This window comes from Pseudomonas japonica (assembly GCF_900188455.1).
Lineage (GTDB): Bacteria > Pseudomonadota > Gammaproteobacteria > Pseudomonadales > Pseudomonadaceae > Aquipseudomonas > Aquipseudomonas japonica.
The window spans coordinates 95641-118193 of record NZ_FZOL01000023.1 but is presented as its reverse complement, the minus strand read 5'-3'; the positions used below and the strand labels follow the sequence as shown (position 1 = coordinate 118193).

General features: G+C 65.1%; 16 protein-coding genes and 1 pseudogene. 11 read left to right on the top strand and 6 right to left on the bottom strand.

Annotated elements, in window-relative coordinates; all coding sequences use genetic code 11:
* The first annotated feature begins 203 nt into the window (after nucleotides 1-203).
* From recC to recD, 3 genes are read left to right on the top strand one after another with little or no spacing between them, the layout of a single operon-like run.
* A complete protein-coding gene (recC, locus tag CHB99_RS23835; protein WP_042124894.1) occupies nucleotides 204-3680 on the top strand; it encodes an exodeoxyribonuclease V subunit gamma in 3477 nt (1158 codons plus the stop codon).
* On the top strand, nucleotides 3677-7366 hold the full coding sequence (gene recB, locus CHB99_RS23830) for an exodeoxyribonuclease V subunit beta (protein WP_042124892.1): 3690 nt from the start codon (nucleotides 3677-3679) through the stop codon (nucleotides 7364-7366). The genes recC and recB overlap by 4 nt, the downstream gene beginning before the upstream one ends.
* Complete coding sequence (gene recD, locus CHB99_RS23825) at nucleotides 7363-9444, top strand: exodeoxyribonuclease V subunit alpha (RefSeq protein ID WP_042124889.1); 2082 nt, start codon at nucleotides 7363-7365, stop codon at nucleotides 9442-9444. Before recB ends, recD begins: the two co-directional genes overlap by 4 nt.
* Nucleotides 9445-9469: 25 nt before the next feature.
* On the opposite strand, the gene CHB99_RS23820 is transcribed toward recD, so the two are convergent.
* Nucleotides 9470-10417: a LysR family transcriptional regulator gene (locus CHB99_RS23820; protein WP_042124887.1), complete on the bottom strand. Its 948-nt coding sequence runs from the start codon at nucleotides 10415-10417 to the stop codon at nucleotides 9470-9472.
* Between the two features lie 125 nt (nucleotides 10418-10542).
* Between CHB99_RS23820 and CHB99_RS23815 the strand changes: the two genes are divergently transcribed.
* Together CHB99_RS23815 and mmsB are read left to right on the top strand one after the other, a co-directional pair.
* The gene (locus CHB99_RS23815; protein WP_042124885.1) at nucleotides 10543-12069 is read left to right on the top strand and encodes a CoA-acylating methylmalonate-semialdehyde dehydrogenase; all 1527 of its coding nucleotides are present in this window, start codon (nucleotides 10543-10545) and stop codon (nucleotides 12067-12069) included.
* A gap of 10 nt (nucleotides 12070-12079) precedes the next feature.
* The gene (mmsB, locus tag CHB99_RS23810; RefSeq protein WP_042124883.1) at nucleotides 12080-12967 is read left to right on the top strand and encodes a 3-hydroxyisobutyrate dehydrogenase; all 888 of its coding nucleotides are present in this window, start codon (nucleotides 12080-12082) and stop codon (nucleotides 12965-12967) included.
* A gap of 36 nt (nucleotides 12968-13003) precedes the next feature.
* On the opposite strand, the gene CHB99_RS23805 is transcribed toward mmsB, so the two are convergent.
* Nucleotides 13004-13348 (bottom strand): cupin domain-containing protein, encoded by a 345-nt coding sequence (locus CHB99_RS23805; RefSeq protein WP_042124881.1) that lies wholly within the window; start codon nucleotides 13346-13348, stop codon nucleotides 13004-13006.
* An 84-nt stretch (nucleotides 13349-13432) separates the two neighbouring features.
* A complete protein-coding gene (locus CHB99_RS23800; protein WP_042124879.1) occupies nucleotides 13433-14320 on the bottom strand; it encodes a LysR family transcriptional regulator in 888 nt (295 codons plus the stop codon).
* Between the two features lie 140 nt (nucleotides 14321-14460).
* On the opposite strand from CHB99_RS23800, the gene CHB99_RS23795 reads away from it, so the two are divergent.
* The 3 genes from CHB99_RS23795 (at nucleotide 14461) to CHB99_RS23785 (ending at nucleotide 16458) form a co-directional block, all read left to right on the top strand.
* Nucleotides 14461-15153, top strand: coding sequence for a DUF433 domain-containing protein (locus CHB99_RS23795; protein ID WP_141137329.1), 693 nt, complete (start codon nucleotides 14461-14463; stop codon nucleotides 15151-15153).
* A gap of 2 nt (nucleotides 15154-15155) precedes the next feature.
* Complete coding sequence (locus CHB99_RS23790; protein WP_084702712.1) at nucleotides 15156-15569, top strand: DUF5615 family PIN-like protein; 414 nt, start codon at nucleotides 15156-15158, stop codon at nucleotides 15567-15569.
* A 124-nt stretch (nucleotides 15570-15693) separates the two neighbouring features.
* Entirely contained in the window at nucleotides 15694-16458 is a 765-nt protein-coding gene (locus CHB99_RS23785) for a sulfite exporter TauE/SafE family protein (protein WP_042124877.1), read from the top strand.
* Here the strand turns inward: CHB99_RS23785 and CHB99_RS23780 are convergent.
* Complete coding sequence (locus CHB99_RS23780) at nucleotides 16448-16762, bottom strand: putative quinol monooxygenase (protein ID WP_042124875.1); 315 nt, start codon at nucleotides 16760-16762, stop codon at nucleotides 16448-16450. The two genes, CHB99_RS23785 and CHB99_RS23780, sit on opposite strands and share 11 nt — an antisense overlap.
* 194 nt (nucleotides 16763-16956) lie before the next feature.
* Between CHB99_RS23780 and mdaB the strand changes: the two genes are divergently transcribed.
* The 3 genes from mdaB to ggt all read left to right on the top strand — a co-directional run bounded on the left by mdaB (nucleotide 16957) and on the right by ggt (nucleotide 20264).
* Nucleotides 16957-17547, top strand: a complete 591-nt coding sequence (gene mdaB / locus CHB99_RS23775; RefSeq protein ID WP_042124873.1) for an NADPH:quinone oxidoreductase MdaB — start codon at nucleotides 16957-16959, stop codon at nucleotides 17545-17547.
* A gap of 66 nt (nucleotides 17548-17613) precedes the next feature.
* Complete coding sequence (locus CHB99_RS23770; RefSeq protein ID WP_042124871.1) at nucleotides 17614-18510, top strand: LysR family transcriptional regulator; 897 nt, start codon at nucleotides 17614-17616, stop codon at nucleotides 18508-18510.
* An 86-nt stretch (nucleotides 18511-18596) separates the two neighbouring features.
* Nucleotides 18597-20264, top strand: coding sequence for a gamma-glutamyltransferase (gene ggt, locus CHB99_RS23765; protein ID WP_042124869.1), 1668 nt, complete (start codon nucleotides 18597-18599; stop codon nucleotides 20262-20264).
* A 306-nt stretch (nucleotides 20265-20570) separates the two neighbouring features.
* On the opposite strand, the gene CHB99_RS30685 is transcribed toward ggt, so the two are convergent.
* Both CHB99_RS30685 and CHB99_RS30680 read right to left on the bottom strand, forming a co-directional pair.
* On the bottom strand, nucleotides 20571-21434 hold the full coding sequence (locus CHB99_RS30685) for a methyl-accepting chemotaxis protein (protein WP_377698507.1): 864 nt from the start codon (nucleotides 21432-21434) through the stop codon (nucleotides 20571-20573).
* Nucleotides 21426-22355, bottom strand: a pseudogene (locus CHB99_RS30680) (methyl-accepting chemotaxis protein); the annotation flags it as partial. The pseudogene CHB99_RS30680 and the gene CHB99_RS30685, both read right to left, overlap by 9 nt.
* Between the last annotated feature and the right edge of the window lie 198 nt (nucleotides 22356-22553).

Below are 22553 nucleotides of genomic sequence, written 5' to 3'. Positions count from 1 at the left end.
GTAGTGAAACGACGCATCGCCGATGGTAGTGTGGAGCTTCTCCATGTGAGAGTAGGTCATCGTCAAGATTCAATTCCGAAACCCCTATCTGCTGAGGCAGGTAGGGGTTTTGTCTTTCATGGGCGAAATAAATCCACCCATGCTCCCAGGGAACAGCCTCCATGCTATGTTCCCCTCTCTTTTCGACAGCTCAAGGACGCACCATGTCGCATGCCAGCACGCTCACTCCAGGATTCATGGTCGTTCACGGCAACCGCCTGGACGTGCTGCGCAGCCTGGTAGTGAGCTGGATGCGCCGTCATCCGCTGGCGCCTCTGGAAAACGAAATCGTCCTGGTGCAGAGCAACGGCATCGCCCAGTGGTTGAAGCTGGCCCTTGCCGAAGACCCTGAAGACGACGACACGGGTGGCAGCGGCATCGCCGCGGCGATCGAGGTGCAACTGCCCGGCAGTTTCATGTGGCAGCTTTACCGCAAGGTGTTGGGCCGAGAGGAAATCCCGGAAATTTCCCTGCTCGACAAGGCTCCCCTGACCTGGCGCCTGATGCGCCTGCTGCCAGAGCTGATCCATCAGCCGCACTTCGAGCCTCTGCAACGCTTCCTCCTCGACGACAGTGACCTGCGCAAGCGTTACCAACTGGCCGAGCGCCTGGCCGACCTGTTCGACCAATACCAGGTGTACCGCGCCGATTGGCTGAAGGAATGGGCCGCCGGCCGCCATGTCCTGATCAACGCCCGTGGCGAGACCCGCCCGTTGTCGCCGGCCAATTGCTGGCAGGCCGAGCTGTGGCGTGCCTTGCTGGTGGATGTCGGCGAAGCGGGCATGGCGCAGAGCCGTGCCGGGGTACACCAGCGTTTCATCGAGCGTATCAACGGTCTGGACCAGGCACCGCCAGGGCTCCCGTCGCGAGTGATCGTCTTCGGTATTTCCTCGCTGCCGGCCCAGGCGCTGGAGGCCTTGGCCGGTCTGGCGCGCTTCAGCCAGGTGCTGCTCTGCGTGCACAACCCCTGTCGTCACCATTGGGCCGATATCGTTGCCGACAAGGATCTGCTGCGTCACCAGTACAAGCGGCAGCAGCGCAAGAACGGCATGAGCGCACCGATCGATGCCGAAAGCCTGCACCAGCACGCTCATCCGCTGCTCGCCGCCTGGGGCAAGCAGGGCCGCGACTACATCAACCTGCTCGACAGCTACGACGATCCCGCCAGCTACCGCACTGCGTTCAGCGATGGCCGTATCGACCTGTTCAGCGAGGACCAGCCGCAACACCTACTTGGCCAGATGCAGGACGATATCCTCGAATTGCGCCCGCTCGGCGAAACCCGCGAGCGTTGGTCGGAGGTCGATCCGAAGAAAGACCCGTCCGTGCGTTTTCATATTGCCCACAGCGCTCAGCGCGAAGTGGAAATTCTCCACGACCAGTTGCTCGCCCGCTTCAGTGCCGACCCCAGCCTGCGCCCGCGCGATGTGATCGTCATGGTCCCGGATATCAATACCTACGCCCCGCATATCCGCGCGGTGTTCGGTCAGCTCGAACGTGGTGACAAACGGTTCATCCCGTTCACCCTGACCGACCAGGGCCAGCGCGGTCGCGACCCGTTGCTGATCGCCCTGGAGCACCTGCTCAAGCTACCCGACAGTCGCTTCCCGGTCAGTGAGATCCTCGACCTGCTCGACGTGCCCGCCCTGCGCGCGCGCTTCGCGATCAAGGAAAGCGATCTGCCAACCCTGCACCGCTGGATCGAAGGCGCGGGCGTGCGTTGGGGGCTGAATGCCGAGCAACGCGCGAGCCTCGGTCTGCCGGACGACCTGGAGCAGAACAGTTGGCGCTTCGGCCTGCGCCGCATGCTCCTGGGCTATGCGGTCGGTGCGGGTGACAGTTGCGACGGCATCGAGCCCTACGACGAAATCGGCGGCCTGGACGCCGCCCTGATCGGCCCGTTGGTGGCCCTGCTCGACGCCCTTGAAGTGGCCCATGGCGAGCTGTCCCAAGCGGCTACGGCAACCCGTTGGGGTGAACGTCTCAACGCGCTGCTGCAGGTGTTCTTCCTCGCCGAGAGCGAGCACGACGACTATCTGCTGGTGCAGTTGCGCGATCTCTGCGACGTCTGGCTGGAGACCTGCGAGTCGGTTGGCCTGGCGGATCTGCTGCCGCTCACCGTGGTCCGCGAAGCCTGGCTCGCCGGGCTCGACCAGGGGCGCCTGTCCCAGCGTTTCCTCGCCGGCTCGGTGAACTTCTGCACCCTGATGCCGATGCGTGCCATCCCCTTCAAGGTGGTCTGCCTGCTGGGCATGAATGACGGCGACTATCCGCGTGCGCAACCGCCGCTGGACTTCGACCTGATGGGCAGCGACTACCGTCCTGGCGACCGCTCCCGCCGCGAGGACGACCGCTACCTGTTGCTGGAAGCGCTGCTGTCCGCCCGCGCCCAGCTGTATGTCAGCTGGGTCGGGCGCAGTATTCGCGACAACAGCGAACGTCCTGCTTCGGTGCTGATCGGCCAGTTGCGCGACCATATCGCCGCCGGCTGGCGACTCAAGGGTGCCGCCGGCGACAGCAGCCACGACGCTGGCGAGCGCTTGCTGGAAAAACTCACCACCGAACATCCGCTGCAGCCTTTCAGCCGTCGCTATTTCCAGCGGGGAAGCGAGCTGTTCAGCTACGCCAGCGAATGGCGCAGCCTGCATCAGCCGGAGGTGCTGGCCGCGAACGACGACGATCGTCTCGAACGCTATCAGGCCGACGAGGCGCTGCCTCTCGCGCTGCTCCAGGACTTTCTCCGTCACCCGGTCCGGCATTTCTTCAGCCAGCGCCTGAAGGTGTTCTTCGAAGCCGTGGAGGAGCCGCTGGCCGATGACGAGCCCTTCGTGCTCAATGCGCGAGAACGCTACAACCTGAGCGACAGTCTGCTTGGCGCCGCACTGCTCGACCCCGGGCAGAGCGATGCCGCCCTGGCCGCTCAGGCCCGCCGCCTGCAGGGCAGCGGCCTGCTGCCACTGGCGGGCTTCGGCGACTGTCTGCGCCAGGAGTTGATCGATCCGCTGCCGGACCTGCTGCAGCGCCACCAGCAGTTGCTGCGTCAGTGGCCGGTGTCCATCGACAGTGCCTTGCCGATTCGTTTCGAGGCCGGCGAGCTCAAGCTCGAAGGCTGGCTCGGCCGTGTCCGGCAGCGGGCCGACCAGGCGCTGCTGAGCATTACCACCTTGCCCAACGGTGTCATCAGCGGCCGTTCCCTGAAGTGGCATCGGCTGACCGCCATCTGGGTCATGCACCTGGCCGCGTGCGCCGTCGGCCACCGATTGCACAGCGCAGTGCTCGCGACTGACGTGAGCCTCATGCTGGACCCGCTCGAACAGCGCGAGGCCGGCGAATTGCTCGGCAACCTGCTGATCTCCCGTCAGGCCGGGATGAATGCGCCGTTGCCGGTGGCGATCAAGACGGCCTTCGCCTGGCTGGCTGGCAAAGACCCGGACAAGGCGCTGGCCGAAGCCGCCAAGACCTATGACGGCAGCGACCGCCGCCCGGGCGAACGCAGCGAAATCGTCGCCCTGGCCCGCCAGTTCCCGGACTTCGCCGCGCTCACCGCCAGCGAGGAGTTCGAGGGCTGGTGCGAGTCGTTGTACAAACCGATGTTCGAAGCCCAATGGCAGACACTCGACGCTGAGGAGGCGCGCTCATGAGCGTTGCAGTCAAACCCGCGCCCCTGGCGTTGACCTTCCCGCTGCATGGCAGCCAACTGATCGAGGCCAGCGCCGGTACCGGCAAGACCTTCACCATCTCCGCCCTGTACCTGCGCCTGGTCCTCGGTCACGGCGGCGAGCAGGGCTTCGGTCGCGAACTGCTGCCACCGCAGATCCTCGTGGTGACCTTTACCGACGCCGCCACCAAGGAGCTGCGTGAACGCATCCGCACCCGCCTGGCCGAAGCCGCGCGCTTCTTCCGCGGCGACCTGGTCGAAACCGATCCGTTGCTCACGCAGTTGCGTGACGATTACCCCGCGGACACCTGGCCGGCCTGCGCCAATCGCCTGGAAGTGGCCGCGCAGTGGATGGACGAAGCCGCAGTCTCGACCATCCACAGTTGGTGCCAGCGCATGCTGCGCGAGCACGCCTTCGACAGCGGGAGCCTGTTCACCCAGACCCTGGAGACCGATCACAGCGAGCTGCTCGGTCAGGTCATGCGCGATTACTGGCGGCGCTTCTGCTACGGCATGCAGGGCGAGGCACTGGCCTGGGTGCGCGAACACTGGGTCAGCCCGGACGCGCTGTTGCCACGGGTGCGTGCGCTGTTCGGTCGTCATCCGGGGGAGGCGGGCACGCTGGAACCACGGGAGATCATCACCGCGACGCTGCGTCAGCGCGGCGAGCAACTGCGGGCACTGAAAGCGCCCTGGGTGCAATGGTCGCAGGAGCTGCTGCAACTCTGTCGCGACGCCATGGAGGCCAAGCAGGTGCATGGCAAGATGATCCAGGAGCGGTACATCAAGTCCTGGTGCGACAAGCTCTGCGCCTGGGCCGAGGATGAGCAGGCGGAAGAACTGGACATCGGCAACGGCGCCAAGCGCTTTACTCCCGATGGCTTCGCCGAAGCATGGAAAACCGAACCGCCGAGCCATCCGGCGCTGCTGGCCATGGTCACCCTGCACGAGCATCTGCAGGCCTTGCCGACACCGGATGCGCCACTGCTGGAGCATGCCGCCGCCTGGGTGTCGCAGCGCTTCGAGCAGGAGAAACGGCGCCGTGCGGAAATGGGTTTCGACGACATGCTCCAGCGTCTCGACCATGCCCTCAGCGGCCCCGCCGGCGAGCGTCTGGCCGGGTTGATTCGCGAGCAGTTTCCGGTGGCCCTGATCGACGAATTCCAGGACACCGACCCGGTGCAGTACCGCATCTTCGAATGCATCTACCGCATCGAGGACAACGTGCGCGACACCGGTCTGTTCCTGATCGGCGACCCCAAGCAGGCGATCTATGCCTTCCGCGGCGCCGACATCTTCACCTACCTCGGCGCCCGCCGTGCCACGGCCGGACGCCTGCACAGCCTGGACACCAACTTCCGTTCGACCCAGGCGATGGTCACGGCGGTCAACCATGTGTTCGTCCAGGCCGAGCAACGCGGGCAGGGGCGCGCGGCCTTCCTGTTCCGCGACGCGCAAGGCGAAAACCCGGTGCCCTTCGTCGCGGTCAAGGCGCGTGGGCACAAGGAGCATCTGCAGGTCTCGGGTCAGCCGGTGGCGGCGTTGAATCTGTGGCATGAGAGCAGTCCGGCGCCACTGTCCAACCCCTTGTACCGGCAGACTATGGCGGCCAGTTGCGCGACGCACATCGTCCATCTGCTCAATGGCGGGCAGCAGGGCAGCGCTGGCTTCGTCCAGGCCGATGGCACGCTGCGCGGCTGCCTGCCCTCGGACATCGCCATTCTCGTGCGCGATGGCGATGAAGCGCAGTTGGTACGCGCCGAGCTGGCGGCGCGCGGGGTGCGCAGTGTCTATCTCTCGGACAAGGACTCGGTATTCGCCGCCCAGGAAGCCCGCGACCTGCTGGCCTGGCTCAAGGCCTGCGCCGAGCCGGACAATGAGCGCCTGCTCAAGGCTGCCCTGGCCAGCAATACCCTGGGGCAACCGCTGCGTGCCCTGGCTCAGCTCAACGAAGACGAACGGCGCTGGGAAGATCGCGTCATACAGTTCCGTCAGTACCGGCTGATCTGGCGTGTGCAGGGCGTGCTGCCGATGCTCCGCCGGCTGCTGCACGACTTCGACCTGCCCAACGTGCTGATGGGCCGCGGCGATGGCGAGCGGGTGCTGACCAACCTGCTGCACCTGGCCGAACTGCTGCAGCAGGCTGCCACCGAACTGGACGGCGAGCAGGCGCTGATCCGCCATCTTGGCGAGCACCTGGCCGTCTCCGGACAGGCCGGCGAAGAGCAGATTCTGCGCCTGGAAAGCGACGAGCAACTGGTCAAGGTGGTGACCATCCACAAATCCAAGGGGCTGGAATACGAGTTGGTGTTCCTGCCCTTCGTCTGTACCTCCAGGCCGGTGGACGGCTCGCGCCCGCCCCTGGTCTGGCACGACGACAACGGTGCGGTTCAGCGCACCCTGAAGCCCACCGATGCGCAGATCGCCCGGGCCGACGACGAGCGTCTGGCCGAGGACCTGCGTCTGTTCTACGTGGCCCTGACCCGGGCCCGGCATGCCTGCTGGCTGGGCGTCGCCGACCTCAAGCGTGGCAACGCCAGTGAGTCGCTGCTGCATCGCAGCGCCCTCGGCTATCTGCTCGGTGGCGGTCAGCCGCTGGCGGATTCCACGGCATTGGTCGGTTGGCTCGATGAGCTGAAGGAGGGCTGCGCGTCCATCAGCAAACTGCCACCGCCGCCAGTCGATGAGCAGCTGTACGTCGCGCCCCGCCAGAGTGCCGAACTGCTGGCCGCGCGCGAGCCGAAGCGCAGCGCGGCGGAAAACTGGTGGATCGCCTCCTACAGTGCCCTGCATATCGGTGAGGAGGCGTTGCAGCTCGACGCCGACGTGGCCCAGGCGCAGCAACTGCTCGACGACGAGCGGCCGGACCCCGAGGCCCTGCGCGATGTGGCGGCGATCGCCGGCGATATCCATCGTTTTCCGCGTGGGCCCAATCCCGGGACCTTTCTCCACGGCCTGCTGGAGTGGTCCGGGCAACAGGGTTTCGACCGGGTCGTCGCGGCGCCGCAGACGCTGCATGACATGGTTGCCCAGCGCTGCAATCGGCGCGACTGGAAAGGCTGGATCGGCACCCTCGGACGCTGGTTGCAGCATCTGTTGCAAACCCCGCTGCGCCTGGGTGACGACAGCACGCCGGTGGCCCTGGGCAGTCTGGTCCAGTACCAGATCGAGATGGAGTTCTGGTTCGCCAGCCACCGCGTCGACGTGCTGCGCCTGGACCGTCTGGTCGCCCAGCACACGCACCAGGGCGCCGCGCGTCCGGCGGCGCAGGGTGCCCTGCTCAACGGCATGTTCAAGGGGTTCATCGACCTGGTCTTCGAGCACGACGGGCGCTACTACGTGGCCGACTACAAGTCCAACTGGCTCGGTCCTGACGACCTGGCCTACAGCGAGGCGGCCATGGACGCGGCGATTCTCGAACACCGCTACGACCTGCAGTACGTGCTCTACCTGCTGGCCCTGCACCGCCAGTTGCGTGCGCGGCTGCCGGACTACGACTACGACCGGCATGTCGGCGGCGCACTGTTCATCTTCCTGCGTGGCGCTCATTCGCCGAGCCAGGGTGTGTACTTCATCAAGCCGCCGCGCGCGCTGATCGAACAACTCGACGCGCTGTTCCGCGGTGCGCCGCCCGCGACGCAACAGGACCTGTTTGGAGATGTCCCATGAGCCGCACCCTCGACGATCTGCTGCCGACGCCACTGGATGCCGAGCACCTCGCCGCGCTGGCGCCGCTGAGCGACAGCGAAGACCTCCTGGCCTTGCTCGATCGCTGGGTCGAACGTGGCTGGCTGCGCGCGCTGGACCGCGCCTTCGTCGGCTTTCTGCGTGACCGCGAACCGCAGGGTGAGCCGCTGGTCCTGCTGGCCGCGGCGCTGGCCAGTCACCAGTTGGGGCATGGGCATGTCTGTCTCGATGTGCACAAGACCCTGGCCGAGCCGGACTTCGCCCTGTCCCTGCCGCCGGAAGGCGATGTGCTGGCGGGGCCGTCGCTGCTGCCGTCGCAGTTGCTCGAACGGCTGAACGCGGATACCTGGCTGCAACGTCTGCAGGCCAGCGCACTGGTGGCGGCGGGCGAGGATCCGCAGCATTCGTCGCGTCCGCTGGTGCTCAGCGAGGGGCGCCTGTACCTGCGCCGCTACTGGACCTACGAACGGCAAATCGACAGTGCCCTGCGCCAGCGTCTGCAGCAGCGCGAAACGACTCCCGCTGACCTGCGCGGGCGCCTCGACACCCTGTTCGGCGAAGGCGCCGAAGCCGGGCAGATCGACTGGCAGAAGCTGGCCTGCGCCCTGGCGACCCGTGGTGCGTTCAGCATCATCACCGGCGGTCCCGGCACCGGCAAGACCACCACGGTAGTGCGTCTGCTGGCCCTGTTGCAGGCGCCGGCGGTGGAGGCCGGGCTGCCACTGCGCATTCGCCTGGCAGCCCCCACCGGCAAGGCCGCGGCGCGTCTGACCGAGTCCATCGGGCAGCAGGTGGAGCGGCTGGCGGTCAGCGCCGACGTGCGTCAGCAGATTCCCTGCGACGTCTCCACGGTGCACCGCCTCCTGGGCAGCCGGCCGAACTCGCGGCATTTCCGCCATCACGCCGGCAACCCCTTGCCGCTGGATGTGCTGGTGGTGGACGAGGCGTCGATGATCGACCTGGAAATGATGGCCAACCTGCTTGCCGCGATGCCGGAAAGTGCCCGGCTGATCCTGCTCGGTGACAAGGACCAGCTGGCCTCGGTGGAGGCGGGAGCGGTGCTCGGCGATCTGTGCCGGGACGCCGAGGACGGTCGCTACAGCCCGCAGACCCGTACCTGGATGGAGCAGGTCAGTGGTGAGTCGCTGGCGCAGAGCGGTCTGCAGCCTGGCGATGGCGAACGTCATCCGCTGGCTCAGCAAGTGGTGATGCTGCGACGTTCGCGGCGTTTCGGCGAGGGCAGCGGGATCGGCCAGCTGGCGCGCCTGGTCAACCGTCAGGACGCCGTGAAGGCGCGGGCCCTGCTGCGCGAAGGCCAGTACGCCGATGTGTTCGGCCTGACCCTGCGCGGCGAGCAGGATCGCGCCCTCGACCGGCTGGTACTGGATGGGCTGGGACGCGGTCCGCAAGGGCCGCAGGGCTACCGCGATTATCTCCACGTCATTCGCCAGGGGCGTCCGGCCGCCGGCAGCGCGATCGACGATCCGTGCTGGAGCGACTGGGCGATGAATGTCCTGAAAGCCTTCGAGCGCTTCCAGTTGCTCTGCGCGGTGCGCAAGGGGCCGTGGGGCGTCGAGGGGCTGAACCAGCGGGTCGGTCGTGTCCTGACCAGCGCTGGGCTGATCGACGGTGAACAACCCTGGTACGAAGGCCGGCCGGTCCTGGTGACCCGTAACGACTATGGCCTGAACCTGATGAACGGCGATATCGGCATTGCCCTGCGGGTACCGGACGGCCAGTCCGAGGCCGCGCCGCTGCGGGTCGCCTTCCCGCGCAACGACGGTCGGGGCGGGGTGCGGTTCGTCCTGCCGAGCCGTCTCAGCGAAGTGGAAACGGTGTATGCGATGACCGTGCACAAATCCCAGGGCTCGGAATTCGCCCATACCGCGCTGGTCCTGCCGGATGCGCTGAATCCGGTGCTGACCAAGGAGCTGATCTACACCGGGATCACCCGGGCCAAGGACTGGTTCAGCCTGATCGAGCCGCGGCTCGGGGTGCTGGAGGAAGCGGTGGAGCGCAAGGTGAAGCGGATTTCGGGGTTGATGCTGGAGCGGGTGTAGTGCGGACTCATACCGCGTTGCATCGTCATTCGGGGAACAGCATGGCCTGCGATTCCCCCATCAACAACGGGCTGTTCCGTTCCGTCACATCGCGGATGTAGTCCCACAGCAAGGTAATCCGCTTCAACTTCCTCAGATCTTCCCGGCAGTACATCCAGAACTGCCGGGTGATCTGCACCTCCTCCGGCAACACCGGCACCAGCCGTGGGTCCTGCGCGGCCAGGAAGCACGGCAGGATCGCCAGGCCCCGTCCTTGCTGCGCGGCGACGAACTGCGCGATCACGCTGGTACTGCGCAGGTGCGCGCTGGCATTGGGCAGCAGGTTGTGCAGGTACAGCAGCTCCGAACTGAACGCCAGGTCATCCACGTAACTGATGAACGGATGCTCGCCCAGGTCGCTGGTGCGGTGGATCGGCGGGTGACGGTCGAGGTAGTCGCGGGTCGCGTACAGGCGCAGGCGGTAGTCGCACAGCTTGCAGCAGACGTACGGGCCATGTTCCGGCCGCTCCAGGGCGATGACGATGTCCGCCTCGCGCTTGGACAGGCTGATGAAGTGCGGCAGCGGCAGGATGTCCACCGAGATCGCCGGGTAGGCGTCGACGAAATGGCTCAGCTGCGGGGTGATGAAGAAGCTGCCGAAGCCCTCGGTACAGCCCATGCGCACATGTCCGGAGAGCGCCACGCCGGAGCCTGAGACCTGCTCGCAGGCCATGTGCAGGGTGCTCTCGATCGACTCCGCGTAGCTCAGCAGACGTTGGCCCTCGGCGGTGAGGACGAAGCCGCTGGTCCGCGACTTTTCGAACAGCAGCGTGCCCAGCGCCTGCTCCAGCGAGCTGATCCGGCGCGACACCGTGGTGTAGTCGACGCCCAGGCGCTTGGCCGCGCTGCTGGCCTTGCGGGTCCGCGCCACCTCAAGAAAGAACTTCAGATCGTCCCAGTTCAGCGAACCCAGGGAAGTGATGTTTTTTTGCATGTTGGACCGGTTTTTATGTGCGTTCTTGTTAGATGTTTGCACATCTATACTCGAAAACAGCCCGGGCCCCAAGCCCTGTCATGGCGACCATTCTCTCGCTAACAACAATCTCCAGGAGAAGCCTCATGAACGCATCCCTCACCCCCGGTCAGACCAAGGTCGACCAGGTTCGCCTGCTGATCGACGGTCAGTGGGTCGAGTCGAAGACCACTGAATGGCGCGACATCGTCAACCCGGCCACCCAGGAAGTGCTGGCGCGGGTGCCCTTCGCCACCGCCGAGGAAGTCGACGCGGCAATCGCCGCCGCGCAGCGCGCCTTCAAGACCTGGAAGGACACGCCGATCGGTGCACGGATGCGCATCATGCTGCGTCTGCAGGCATTGATCCGCGAGCACTCCAAGCGCATCGCCGTGACCCTCAGCGCCGAGCAGGGCAAGACCATCGCCGATGCCGAAGGCGACATCTTCCGCGGCCTGGAAGTGGTGGAGCATGCGTGCAGCATCGGCACCCTGCAGATGGGCGAATTCGCCGAGAACGTCGCCGGCGGCGTCGATACCTACACCCTGCGCCAGCCGATCGGCGTGTGCGCCGGGATCACCCCGTTCAACTTCCCGGCGATGATCCCGCTGTGGATGTTCCCGATGGCCATCGTCTGCGGCAACACCTTCGTGCTCAAGCCGTCCGAGCAGGACCCGCTGTCGACCCTGATGCTGGTGGAACTGGCGATCGAGGCTGGCGTGCCGGCCGGTGTGCTCAACGTGGTGCACGGCGGCAAGCAGGTGGTGGATGCGCTGTGCACCCACAGCGATATCAAGGCGATCTCCTTCGTCGGCTCGACCGAAGTCGGTACCCACGTCTACAACCTGGCCGGCCAGCACGGCAAACGCGTGCAGTCGATGATGGGGGCGAAGAACCACGCCGTGGTCCTGCCTGACGCCAACCGCGAACAGACCCTCAATGCCCTGGCGGGTGCTGCGTTCGGCGCGGCCGGTCAGCGCTGCATGGCGACCTCGGTGGCGGTGCTGGTGGGCAAGGCCCGCGAATGGCTGCCGGAACTGAAGGCGCTGGCGGCGAAGCTGAAAGTGAACGCTGGTAACGAGCCGGGCACCGATGTCGGTCCGGTGATTTCCAAGCGCGCCAAGGAGCGTGTACTGGGCCTGATCGAAAGCGGTATCCGCGAAGGCGCCAAGCTGGAACTGGACGGTCGTGACGTCAAGGTGCCGGGCTACGAGAACGGCAACTTCATCGGCCCGACCCTGTTCTCCGGGGTGACCACCGACATGCAGATCTACACCCAGGAAATCTTCGGCCCGGTGCTGGTAGTGGTGGAAGTGGACACCTTCGACGAGGCCATCGCCCTGGTCAACCGCAACCCCTTCGGCAACGGTACCGGCCTGTTCACCCAGAGCGGCGCGGCGGCGCGCAAGTTCCAGGCGGAAATCGACGTCGGCCAGGTCGGCATCAACATTCCGATTCCGGTACCGGTTCCATTCTTCAGCTTCACCGGTTCGCGCGGCTCCAAGCTCGGCGACCTCGGTCCGTACGGCAAGCAGGTGGTGCAGTTCTACACTCAGACCAAGACCGTCACCGCCCGCTGGTTCGATGACGACAGCGTCAACGATGGCGTGAACACCACCATCAGCCTGCGCTAAGGAGTTGATCATGCGTATCGCATTCGTGGGGCTGGGCAACATGGGCGCGCCGATGGCGCGCAACCTGATCAAGGCCGGCCACAGCCTCAACCTGTTCGACCTCAACACCACCATCCTCGCCGAGCTGGCCGAGCTCGGCGGGCACATCAGCGACTCGCCGCGGGATGCGGCGAGCAACGCCGAACTGGTGATCACCATGCTGCCGGCCGCCGCCCATGTGCGTGGCGTGTACCTCGGCGAGAACGGCGTGCTGGCGGGCGTGCGCGCCGGCACGCCGGTGGTGGACTGCAGCACCATCGATCCGCAGACCGCCCGTGAAGTGTCCGCGGCGGCGGCGAAGCAGGGCGTGGACATGGCCGACGCGCCGGTGTCCGGCGGTACCGGCGGCGCCGCCGCGGGCACCCTGACCTTCATGGTCGGCGGCAGTGACGCGCTGTTCGCCACGCTGCAACCGGTGCTGACGCAGATGGGGCGCAACATCGTGCATTGCGGCGCGGTGGGTACCGGACAGATCGCCAAGATCTGCAACAACCTGCTGCTGGGCATTTCCATGGTCGGCGTGTCCGAAGCCATGGCCCTGGGCAACGCGCTGGGCATCGATACCAAGGTGCTGGCGGGGATCATCAACAGCTCGACCGGGCGCTGCTGGAGTTCCGACACCTACAACCCGTGGCCGGGGATCATCGAGACCGCGCCGGCATCGCGGGGCTATACCGGTGGCTTTGGCGCGGAGCTGATGCTCAAGGACCTGGGCCTGGCGACCGAGGCGGCGAAGCAGGCGCATCAGCCGGTGATCCTCGGTGCGGTGGCGCAGCAGCTGTATCAGGCCATGAGCCTGCGCGGGGATGGCGGCAAGGACTTCTCGGCGATCGTCGAGAGTTATCGCAAGCCTGAGTGATCAGCTTTCAGGGGCCGCTTTGCGGCCCCTGTTCCATCAGGCAAATACGAAGTACTTGCGCACCGTCTCGACCACTTCCCAGGTCCCCTTCATCCCCGGCTCGACGATGAAGATATCCCCCGCCCGCAGATGGATCGGCTCCTGGCCGTCCGGGGTGATCACGCAATAGCCTTCCTGGAAATGGCAGTACTCCCACTTCTCGTAGTTCACCCGCCATTTGCCCGGGGTGCAGATCCAGGTGCCCATGATCTTGCTGCCGTCTTCGCTGGTGTAGGCGTTGAGGTTGACGGTGTGCGGGTCGCCCGCCAGTTTTTCCCATTTGCAGGCGTCGAGTACCGGCAGCGGATGGGTATCGCGAAGGACGACGATTGGCTTGCTCATAAGGGCTCCGTCAGACAGATGAAAGAGTCCGCAGCCTAGCGAGGCGATTCGCCCGGCAATTGCCTGTGCTCGACGTCCAGTTGTCTAAACGCGCGGCTCCAGTGCCGCCAGCAAGGCCAGGGCCTGGCCCGGCAAGGTGGCGAAGTCCCGCGCGCAGAGCAGCAGGCGCCGCTCTGCCCAGGCGTCCTGCAAGGCCACGCTGCGCAGTGGCAACAGCCCTTGCCAGCGCCGCACCGCGGCCAGCGGCACGATACCCAGCCCGGCACCGTGGGCGACCATGCGAATCACCCCGTCGAAGCCTTCGGCGCGCACCCGCACCTGCATGCGCCGGCCCAGGTGCAGGGCCCGTTCCTCCAGGTGCAGGGACAATGCGCTGCTGACGCCGAGGCCGACATGGCCATGCTCCAGCGAGCGGGCGAAGTCGGGTTGTTCGACGGACGCGAGGGGATGGTCCAGCGGCATGATCAGCACCAGCGGATCGTCACGGAACGGGCGGGTCTGCAGGTCGCCGGTGGCCACGGCGGTGGAGACGATGCCGAGGTCGGCGATGCCCTGGCCGAGGGCCTGGACGATGCGCAGGCTTGGCAACTCCTGGATATCCACATCGATATGCGGGCGTTGGCAGAGGAAGCTGGCGAGCAGTTCCGGCAGGTATTCGCTCAGCGCCGCGGTATTGCACAGCAGGCGCACCTGGCCGTGCAGGCCGTTGGCGTACTGGGCCAGGTCGAACTGCAGGCGCTCCACCTGCTGGCCGATCTGCCGCGCATGGCTGACCAGCGCCTGGCCCGCCGGTGTCGGCTGCACGCCGCGGCGGTTGCGCTCCAGCAGGGTAATGCCGAGGGAGTTTTCCATCGCGCGGATCCGCGCGCTGGCTGCCGGCAGCGACAGATGACTGCGCTGTGCGCCGGCGGTGATGTTGCCGCACTCGACGGTGTGGAGGAAAAGGCGCAGGTCGATGAGGTCGAAGTGCATGGGGGAGGCCGTTGTAGAGGTGTGCCGAGTATAGAGTGGGCCGGTAACGGAAACGCAGGGATGTCCCTTGATCGGAAGCCGGTTGCAATCCTGCTCGTCCTTCGACAAATTGTTCCGATGTTTCGGAAGGGTTGTTGATCATGGCAAACGTAGAACTGATGGGCGCTTCTGGCCGCACCGTCGCCTTTGTCGGGGAAGGTACTGAAGTCGAGGTCAACCGGCTGGTTGATGACGACCTGCTGCCTTCTCGTTTCAGTTGGAAGGCCACCGAACGTCGAGAGTTCGATTTACTGGGCGCTGCAGCCGCTTTGCGCCTCAACCGGAAATTCAAGGACATGCTCACCCGACAAGCTCGCAAGGACATCCTGGCGAAGCTGGAGGCTGAACACCTGAATGTGATCAACGAAACGCTCGCCACCTACTCTGTTGATGCGCCTTGTCAGGTTGTCGTGGATCTTCTGGAGGCGAGAGCCTGGGTGATCGAGCTGAAAGATCTTTCTCTTGATCTCACCCACGAAATGAATGAGATAGGCGACAGGCTCCGCCTGCTCGTTGCCGCCGAGGAGGCTGTTGCGGTCGATCCGGAAATCATGGGTGGCCGGCCTGTTTTCAAGGGCTCCCGGCTACCGATCGAGACGGCGATAGCCTCTATCGACGACGGGGTCACGATGTCGGAAATGATTGAAGATTATCCTTTCCTCTCGGAAGAAAAGATCGCGCAGGCGCGTGTGTATCTTCGTGTCCACCCTCGTGCAGGACGCCCTCGCAAGGCCGCTATCCGTGGCAAGCATGAGGCCGTTCGCCGTGTTCAAGTCGAGAAAGATCCAGCCTGAACATGGCGTACAGTTTTCTGATTGACGAATGTCTGAGCCCTCAGCTCGCACAATTGGCTCATGTATCTGGTCATGCGGCAACGTCGGTTCGTGACAGAGGTTGGTGTGGTTTGTCAGACCGGGAAATCATGCGTCGGGCCGTCGAATTCGACCTGACGTTGGTCACCAATAATTCGGTTGATTTCAGGGGGGGAAACCCTCCAGCTTCCGGGGGATTGTTTGCTCTCGAAGAACTGCATGCAGGCCTGGTATGTCTCAATTCGGCAGTGGGGCTGATGACGCGGGACATCCAGAAATTGGCATTTACCGTACTGCTTCAGCGATTGCCCGCAGACTTGGTCAATCGCGCTATCGAAGTGACCGCTCAACGAGGCGGACGTTTTACGCTCGTCGAATACGCAATACCCATGAACTGAAGTCACCTGGACGCTGCAGTGCGGGCCTCGGACTCCGTTTGCCTGGTCAGCCTATTGTTTTCACACAGGCTGGCTGAGGGAATTCCAGCTCCTCAAAGCAATCGCTACAAGGCAGCATGGACCCATGACCACCTTCCTCAGCTTCTACCAATCCATAGGTCCGGCCCTGACCCTGCTGGTGCTCTTCACCTTCCTCCTGGCCGGCGCGGTCAAGGGCGTGATCGGCCTTGGCCTGCCCACCATCGCCATGGGTCTGCTCGGTCTGGCTATGTCTCCGGCGCAGGCAGCCGCGCTGCTGATCGTGCCCTCGACCCTGACCAATGTCTGGCAACTGGCGAGCGGCGGGCATCTGCGCGGGCTGCTGCGGCGGCTGTGGCCGATGCTGGCGATGATCTTCATCGGCACCCTGGCCGGCAGCGCCTGGCTGGGGATCGGCAGCGGCGCCTGGGCGGTTCACGCGCTGGGCGCGGCGCTGCTGTTGTATGCGCTGGTGGGGCTGTGGCTGCCGCCGTTCAGCCTGGCACCGGGGCAGGAACGCTGGCTGGGGCCGCTGTGCGGCGGGCTGACCGGGCTGATCACGGCGGCCACCGGGGTCTTCGTGATTCCCGCCGTTCCTTACCTCGGCGCGCTGGACCTGGACCGCGACGCCCGCGTCCAGGCCCTGGGCCTGTCGTTCAGCGTGTCCACCGTGGCCCTGGCCATCGGCCTGGCCGGGCAGGATGCGCTGGGTGGCGAGGCGCTTGGCGCGTCAGTGCTGGTGCTGCTGCCGGCACTGCTCGGCATGCTGTTCGGGCAGTGGCTGCGCCAGCGCATCAGCGCGCCACTGTTCAAGCGCTGCTTCTTCATCGGCTTGGCGCTGCTGGGCGCACACCTGTTGCTCAACGGTTAGCCGAGGACGCGCTGAGCATCTCGATCAACTGGATCTCGAAATCCCGCTCCAGGTAGTCCATGCGCTTCTCGAAGAATTCGCGCATGTGCGGCAGGGCCGAGTGCACGTCGAGCGCGGCCTTGCTGGCCCAGATTTCATAGAAGACGAACAGGCTCGGATCTTCCTTGTCGCGCAGCATGTGGTATTCGATGCAGCCCGGTTCGGCGCGGCTCGGTTCGACATAGGAGCGAAACAGCGCTTCGAAGGCCTCGGCCCGTTCCGGACGGGTCTTGGCTTTGAGGATGAAGCCGTAGGGTTCGTGCATGAGGAGTACCTCGTGGAAATGAGGTGCTGATTCTATTTCAACAATCTCAAGTTGATTTGTGCTTTTGAGTCAAAAGTATTTTGTCCGCGCGACGGTTTTTCCTACCCCGTTCCCTCACTAATCTGCCGCCATCCCGATATCCCGGTCCCCTGGCCACAGGCCCTGACGCGGACCCATGACAGATGAGGCAAGACATGAAAAAGGTTCTGTTGCTCAACGGCGGCAAGCAATTCGCTCACTCCGACGGCCGTCTGAACGAAACCCTGCACGAAACCGCCCTGGCGTTCCTCGATCGCGCCGGTTTCGATGTGAAGACCACCTACATCGACGGCGGTTACGACAACCAGGAAGAGGTTGCGAAGATCCTCTGGGCCGATGTGCTGATCTACCAGATGCCCGGCTGGTGGATGGGCGCGCCGTGGACCGTCAAGCAGTACCTGGACGAGGTCTTCACCGCCGGCCATGGCAGCCTCTATGCCAACGACGGTCGGACCCGTTCCGATGCCTCGCAGAAGTACGGCAGCGGCGGTCTTATCCACGGCAAGCAGTACATGCTCTCGCTGACCTGGAATGCGCCGCGGCAGGCGTTCGACGACCCGAGCGACTTCTTCGAGGGCAAGGGCGTGGACGCGGTGTACTTCCCGTTCCACAAGGCCAATCAGTTCCTCGGCATGAGCGGCCTGCCGACCTACCTGGCGGTGGACGTGATGAAGCGCCCCGATGTGCCGGCCGCGGTGGCCGCCTATGAAGCGCACCTGGCGCGGGTTTTCGGCATCGAAGCCTGAGCCGCACTTGCGTCGGACGGGGCGAGGGGCTATCTATCTGCGCGTCATGTGTCGCGAGGTAGCCCCGTGAAAGCCAGGTCCGATGAGTTGCAGGTGTTCGTCTCGGTGATCGAGTGCGGCTCGATTTCCGCCGCCGCCGAACAGGGCGGGCAGACGCCTTCGGCGATCAGCCGCACCCTGTCGCGTCTGGAAAGCAAGCTGGGCACCACGCTGATCAACCGCACCACGCGGCGCATGGACCTGACCGAGGAAGGGCGGTTCTTCTTCGAGCGGGCCAAGGCGATCCTGCAGCAGATGGACGAGCTGGAAGACCATCTGTCGCGCCACCAGCAGACGCCATCCGGGCGCCTGCGCATCAATGCGGCGCTGCCGTTCATGCTGCACGCCATCGTGCCCTGGGTCGCCGAGTTCCGCGCGCTGTATCCGCAGATCCAGCTGGAGCTGAACACCAACGACCTGATCATCGACCTGCTGGAGCAGAGCACCGACGTGGCCATCCGCATCGGCGACCTGGCCGACTCCAGCCTGCATGCCCGGTCCCTCGGCTGCAGTCCGCTGAACCTGCTGGCCAGCCCGCAATACCTGGCACGCCATGGCACGCCGCGGCGGGTCGAGGACCTGGCCGGACACACGCTGCTCGGTTTCACCCAGACCGAAACCCTCAATCACTGGCCATTGCGCCACCGCGAAGGCGACCGTCTGCTGATCCGTCCGACGATTTCCGCCTCCAGCGGCGAAACCCTGCGCGCCCTGGTGCTGGCCGGCGAGGGCATCGCCTGTCTGTCGCACTTCATGACCCACGAAGACATCCGCGCCGGCCGCCTCGAAGTCCTGCTCGGCGAGGCCAACAGCGGCTACCGCCAGCCGATCAACGCGGTGTACTACCGCAACTCGCAACTGGCTCTGCGCATCCAGTGCTTTCTCGACTTCATGCAGCGCAAGTTGGCGATGTACGCCTGCTGAAAAGGAAAAATCCCACGTTGTTTGATAACTCTTCCCTCATGGGCCTTAATGAGTGTTCAACGAAAACAACAACCAGGGACGTACTTATGCGCGTTGTGATGTTTCGCACCTTGGGTTTCTCCGCGGCGATCCTCGCCAGCTCAACCACTTACGCCGTCACGCTGGAAGGCGGCGCGGTGGCCGCACCCGATCAATATGGCGCACAGGTGGCCGCCGACATCCTGAAAAAGGGCGGCAACGCGGTGGATGCCGCGGTCGCCACCGCCTTCACCCTCGCGGTCACCTATCCCGAGGCCGGCAATATCGGCGGCGGCGGTTTCATGACCCTGTACATGGACGGCAAGGCGTATTTCCTCGACTACCGCGAAGTGGCGCCGAAAGCGGCCACGCGCAACATGTACCTGGACGACAAGGGCGAGATCATCGAGAACCTGAGCCTGGTCGGCGCCCGCGCCGCCGGGGTGCCGGGCACGGTGATGGGGCTGTGGGAGGCGCACCGCAAGTTCGGCAAGCTGCCCTGGTCCGAGCTGATCACGCCCGCGGTGGGCTACGCGAAGAACGGTTTCAAGGTGGCCGCCAAGCAGTACCAGTACCGCGAGGATGCCAAGGGCCTGTTCAAGGACAGCACCAATTTCGATGACTACTTCGGCCAGATGAAGATCGGCGAGACCTTCAGGCAGCCGGAGCTGGCGCAGACCCTGGAACGCATCGCCGACAAGGGCGTCAGCGAGTTCTACCAGGGCCGGACCGCCGACCTGCTGGTGGCGCAGATGCAGGCCAGCAACGGCCTGATCAGCAAGGACGACCTCAAGGACTACAAGGCCGTGTGGCGCGAGCCGATGCGTATCGACTGGCGCGGCAACGTGGTCTACACCGCGCCGCTGCCCAGTTCCGGCGGCATCGCCCTGGCCCAGTTGCTGGGGATCAAGGAGCAGCGCGCGGCGGACTTCAAGGGCGTCGAGCTGAATTCGGCGCGTTATATCCACCTGCTGGCGGAAATCGAAAAACGCGTATTCGCCGACCGTGCCGACTACCTCGGCGACCCGGCCTTCGCCAAGGTGCCGGTGGCCGAACTGGTGGCGCCGGAGTATCTGGCGCGGCGGGCCAAGGAGGTCAATCCGAACGCGATTTCCGCGACCGACAAGGTCCGCCCGGGCCTTGAACCGCACCAGACCACGCACTTCTCCATCGTCGACAAGCAGGGCAACGCGGTGAGCAACACCTACACCCTGAACTGGGACTACGGCAGCGGCATGGTGGTCAAGGGCGCGGGCTTCCTGCTCAACGACGAGATGGACGACTTCAGTTCCAAGCCGGGGGTAGCCAATGCCTTTGGCGTGGTCGGCGGGGATGCCAATGCCATCGAGCCGGGCAAGCGCATGCTGTCGTCGATGAGTCCGAGCCTGGTGACCCGCGATGGCAATGTCACCCTGGTGCTGGGGACACCCGGTGGCTCGCGGATCTTCACTTCGATCTTCCAGGTGCTGAACAACCTGTACGACTACGACCTGCCGCTGGAGAAGGCGGTGGCGGCGCAGCGCGTGCATCACCAGTTGCTGCCCAAGGACACCATTTATTTCGATGCCTATGCGCCGCTGACCGGTGAGGTGGCGCAGGCGTTGAAGAAGATGGGTTACACCCTGGAGGACCAGGGCTGGGAGATGGGTGATGTGCAGGCGATCCGGGTGAGCGGGGAGAAGCTGGAGACGGCTTCGGATCCGCGCGGTCGGGGGGTGGGGCAGGTCGTCAAGTAGGGGGATCCCGGTGCTCTTTCGGGCCTCATCGCAGCATGGGTATCTACACAATCTGGATAGCTGCCGAAGTCATTGTGGGAGCGAGCTTGTCGGAGCGCCGAACCGTCGCGAACGGGCGCGAAGCGGCCGCAAAACCTGAGTGCAGAGTCTGTCAGACAGACCCGGAACTCAGATTTTGCGACGGCTGCGCCGCCGTTCGCGAGCAAGCTCGCTCCCACAAGGTTCGTGTCGGCCACTTGTGTAGGTACCTATGCTCATCGCTGGCAAGCCAGCGATGAGGTCCGAAAGAGCGGCCTCAAACCCCGGTCAGACGCGGAAGTGACTGACCATCATCTGCAACTGATTACCCAGCCGCGCCAGCTCCACACTGGACGCCGCGGTCTCTTCACTGGCCGAAGCGGTCTGCTCCGACACATCACGCACACTCAGGATGCTCCGGCTGATTTCTTCGGCCACCGCGCTCTGCTGTTCCGCCGCCGCGGCGATCTGCTGGTTCATCGACTGGATGTCGGACACCACGCGGGTGATGCTTTCCAGTGAGGTCCCGGCCTTGCGCGTCAGCTCGACGCTGCTGTCGGTCAGGCTGCGGCTGCCGAGCATGACATTGGCCACCTGCTGCGTACCGTTCTGCAAACCGGCTACCAGTTCCTCGATTTCCTCGGTGGACTTCTGCGTACGCTGGGCCAGGCCGCGCACTTCGTCGGCGACCACGGCGAAACCACGCCCGGCCTCGCCAGCCCGGGCGGCTTCGATGGCCGCGTTGAGGGCCAGCAGGTTGGTCTGTTCGGCCACCGACTTGATCACGTCCATGACGCTGCCGATCTTCTGGCTTTCCTGCTGCAACTGCGCCATGGCCTCGGTGGAGCGTGCCACTTCGCCGGCCAGCTTTTCGATCTGGGCGATGGCCTGGGCGACCACGTCGTCACCGGCGCGGGCCTGGCGGTCGGCATCGGTGGCGGCGGCCGAGGCGTGCTCGGCGTTGCGCGCGACTTCCTGCACAGTGGTGGCCATTTCATGCATGGCGGTGGCGACCTGGTCGGTTTCGACCTTCTGGTTGTTGGCGCCGGCGCTGGTCTGTTCGGTCACCGCCGACAGTTCCTCGGCGGCGCTGGCGATCTGCGTGACGCCGTCGCGAATGCCGCTGATCAGGTCGCGCAGGGTGGTCCCCATGCGCTGGATGCCCTGTTGCAGCATGCCGAGTTCGTCGCGACGGGTGACGCGCTGTTCGTGGGTCAGGTCGCCGGCGGCGATGCGCTCCACCACATCCAGGGTCTGGCGCAGCGGGCGGGTGATCTGGCGGGTGATGACCACCGCCGCGAGCACGCCGAAGAACAGCGCCAGCAGCGTGGCGATGGTCTGCAGGGTACGCGCCTGGGCGCTTTCGGCATCACGCCGGTCGAGCTGGATCTGGTACAGCGCATCGCTGTTCTTGACGATGTCGGCGCCCTGCACGGTCATTTCCTGACGGGCCTGGGCGATGTCGGCGATGGCGGCCTTGAACTGCATCACGGCGTCGCGATAGCTCATCACGGCGGCTTCGAACTGCTGGATGCGCGGGCCCTCGCCGGGCAGCGCGGTGCTCAGCTGGCGCGCATAGTTCAGTGCGTTGTCGAGCTGGCGCAGGGCGGTCTGCTCGGCCTGGGTGGTGTTGTCGGCGATGTAGCCACGCACTTCCAGGCGCACCTGCAGCAGTTGTTCCTTGGCCGCATTGGCGGCACGGAACTGCTCCAGACGGCTGGCGTCGCCTTCCGGCAGGCTCAGGACGTCGCGGTTGATCGCCTCGATCAAGGCGATCGCGCTGGCGGCGGCAGCTTCCATGCTGGCGCGGGCGGCAAGGGTGTTCTTGTAGCCGGCGCGCATTTTGTCCAGGGACACCTGGTAGTCGGCCATGACCTGTGCGGTTGCCTGCAGGAGCTTGAGGTTTTCCGGGCTCTTGAAGGTCTTCAGCAGGTGCTCCAGCTGCTGGCTGAAGGCGTTGAGCTTGACCTGGACGTTACCGGCGCTGGCATCGTCGCCGTTGGCGATCATGTATTGCAGGCGGGCGATGCGCAGGTTGGTCAGATCGCTGTTGAGACGGGTGATGTCGCTCATCCAGTTGCTGCGCTGGATCAGGCTGCCGAGGCTGCTCCAGCCGGCCAGGGCGAGCAGTCCGGTGAGTGCCAGGACCAGGCCGAAGCCCAGCCCGAGTTTGCGGTTGACGCTGAGGTTGGCGAACCAACTGTTCATGGGGGTCCCTCCGGGAAAAAGGTGTGATCGGCGGTCGCTGATGTGTTCTTTTTCTTGGGGGCC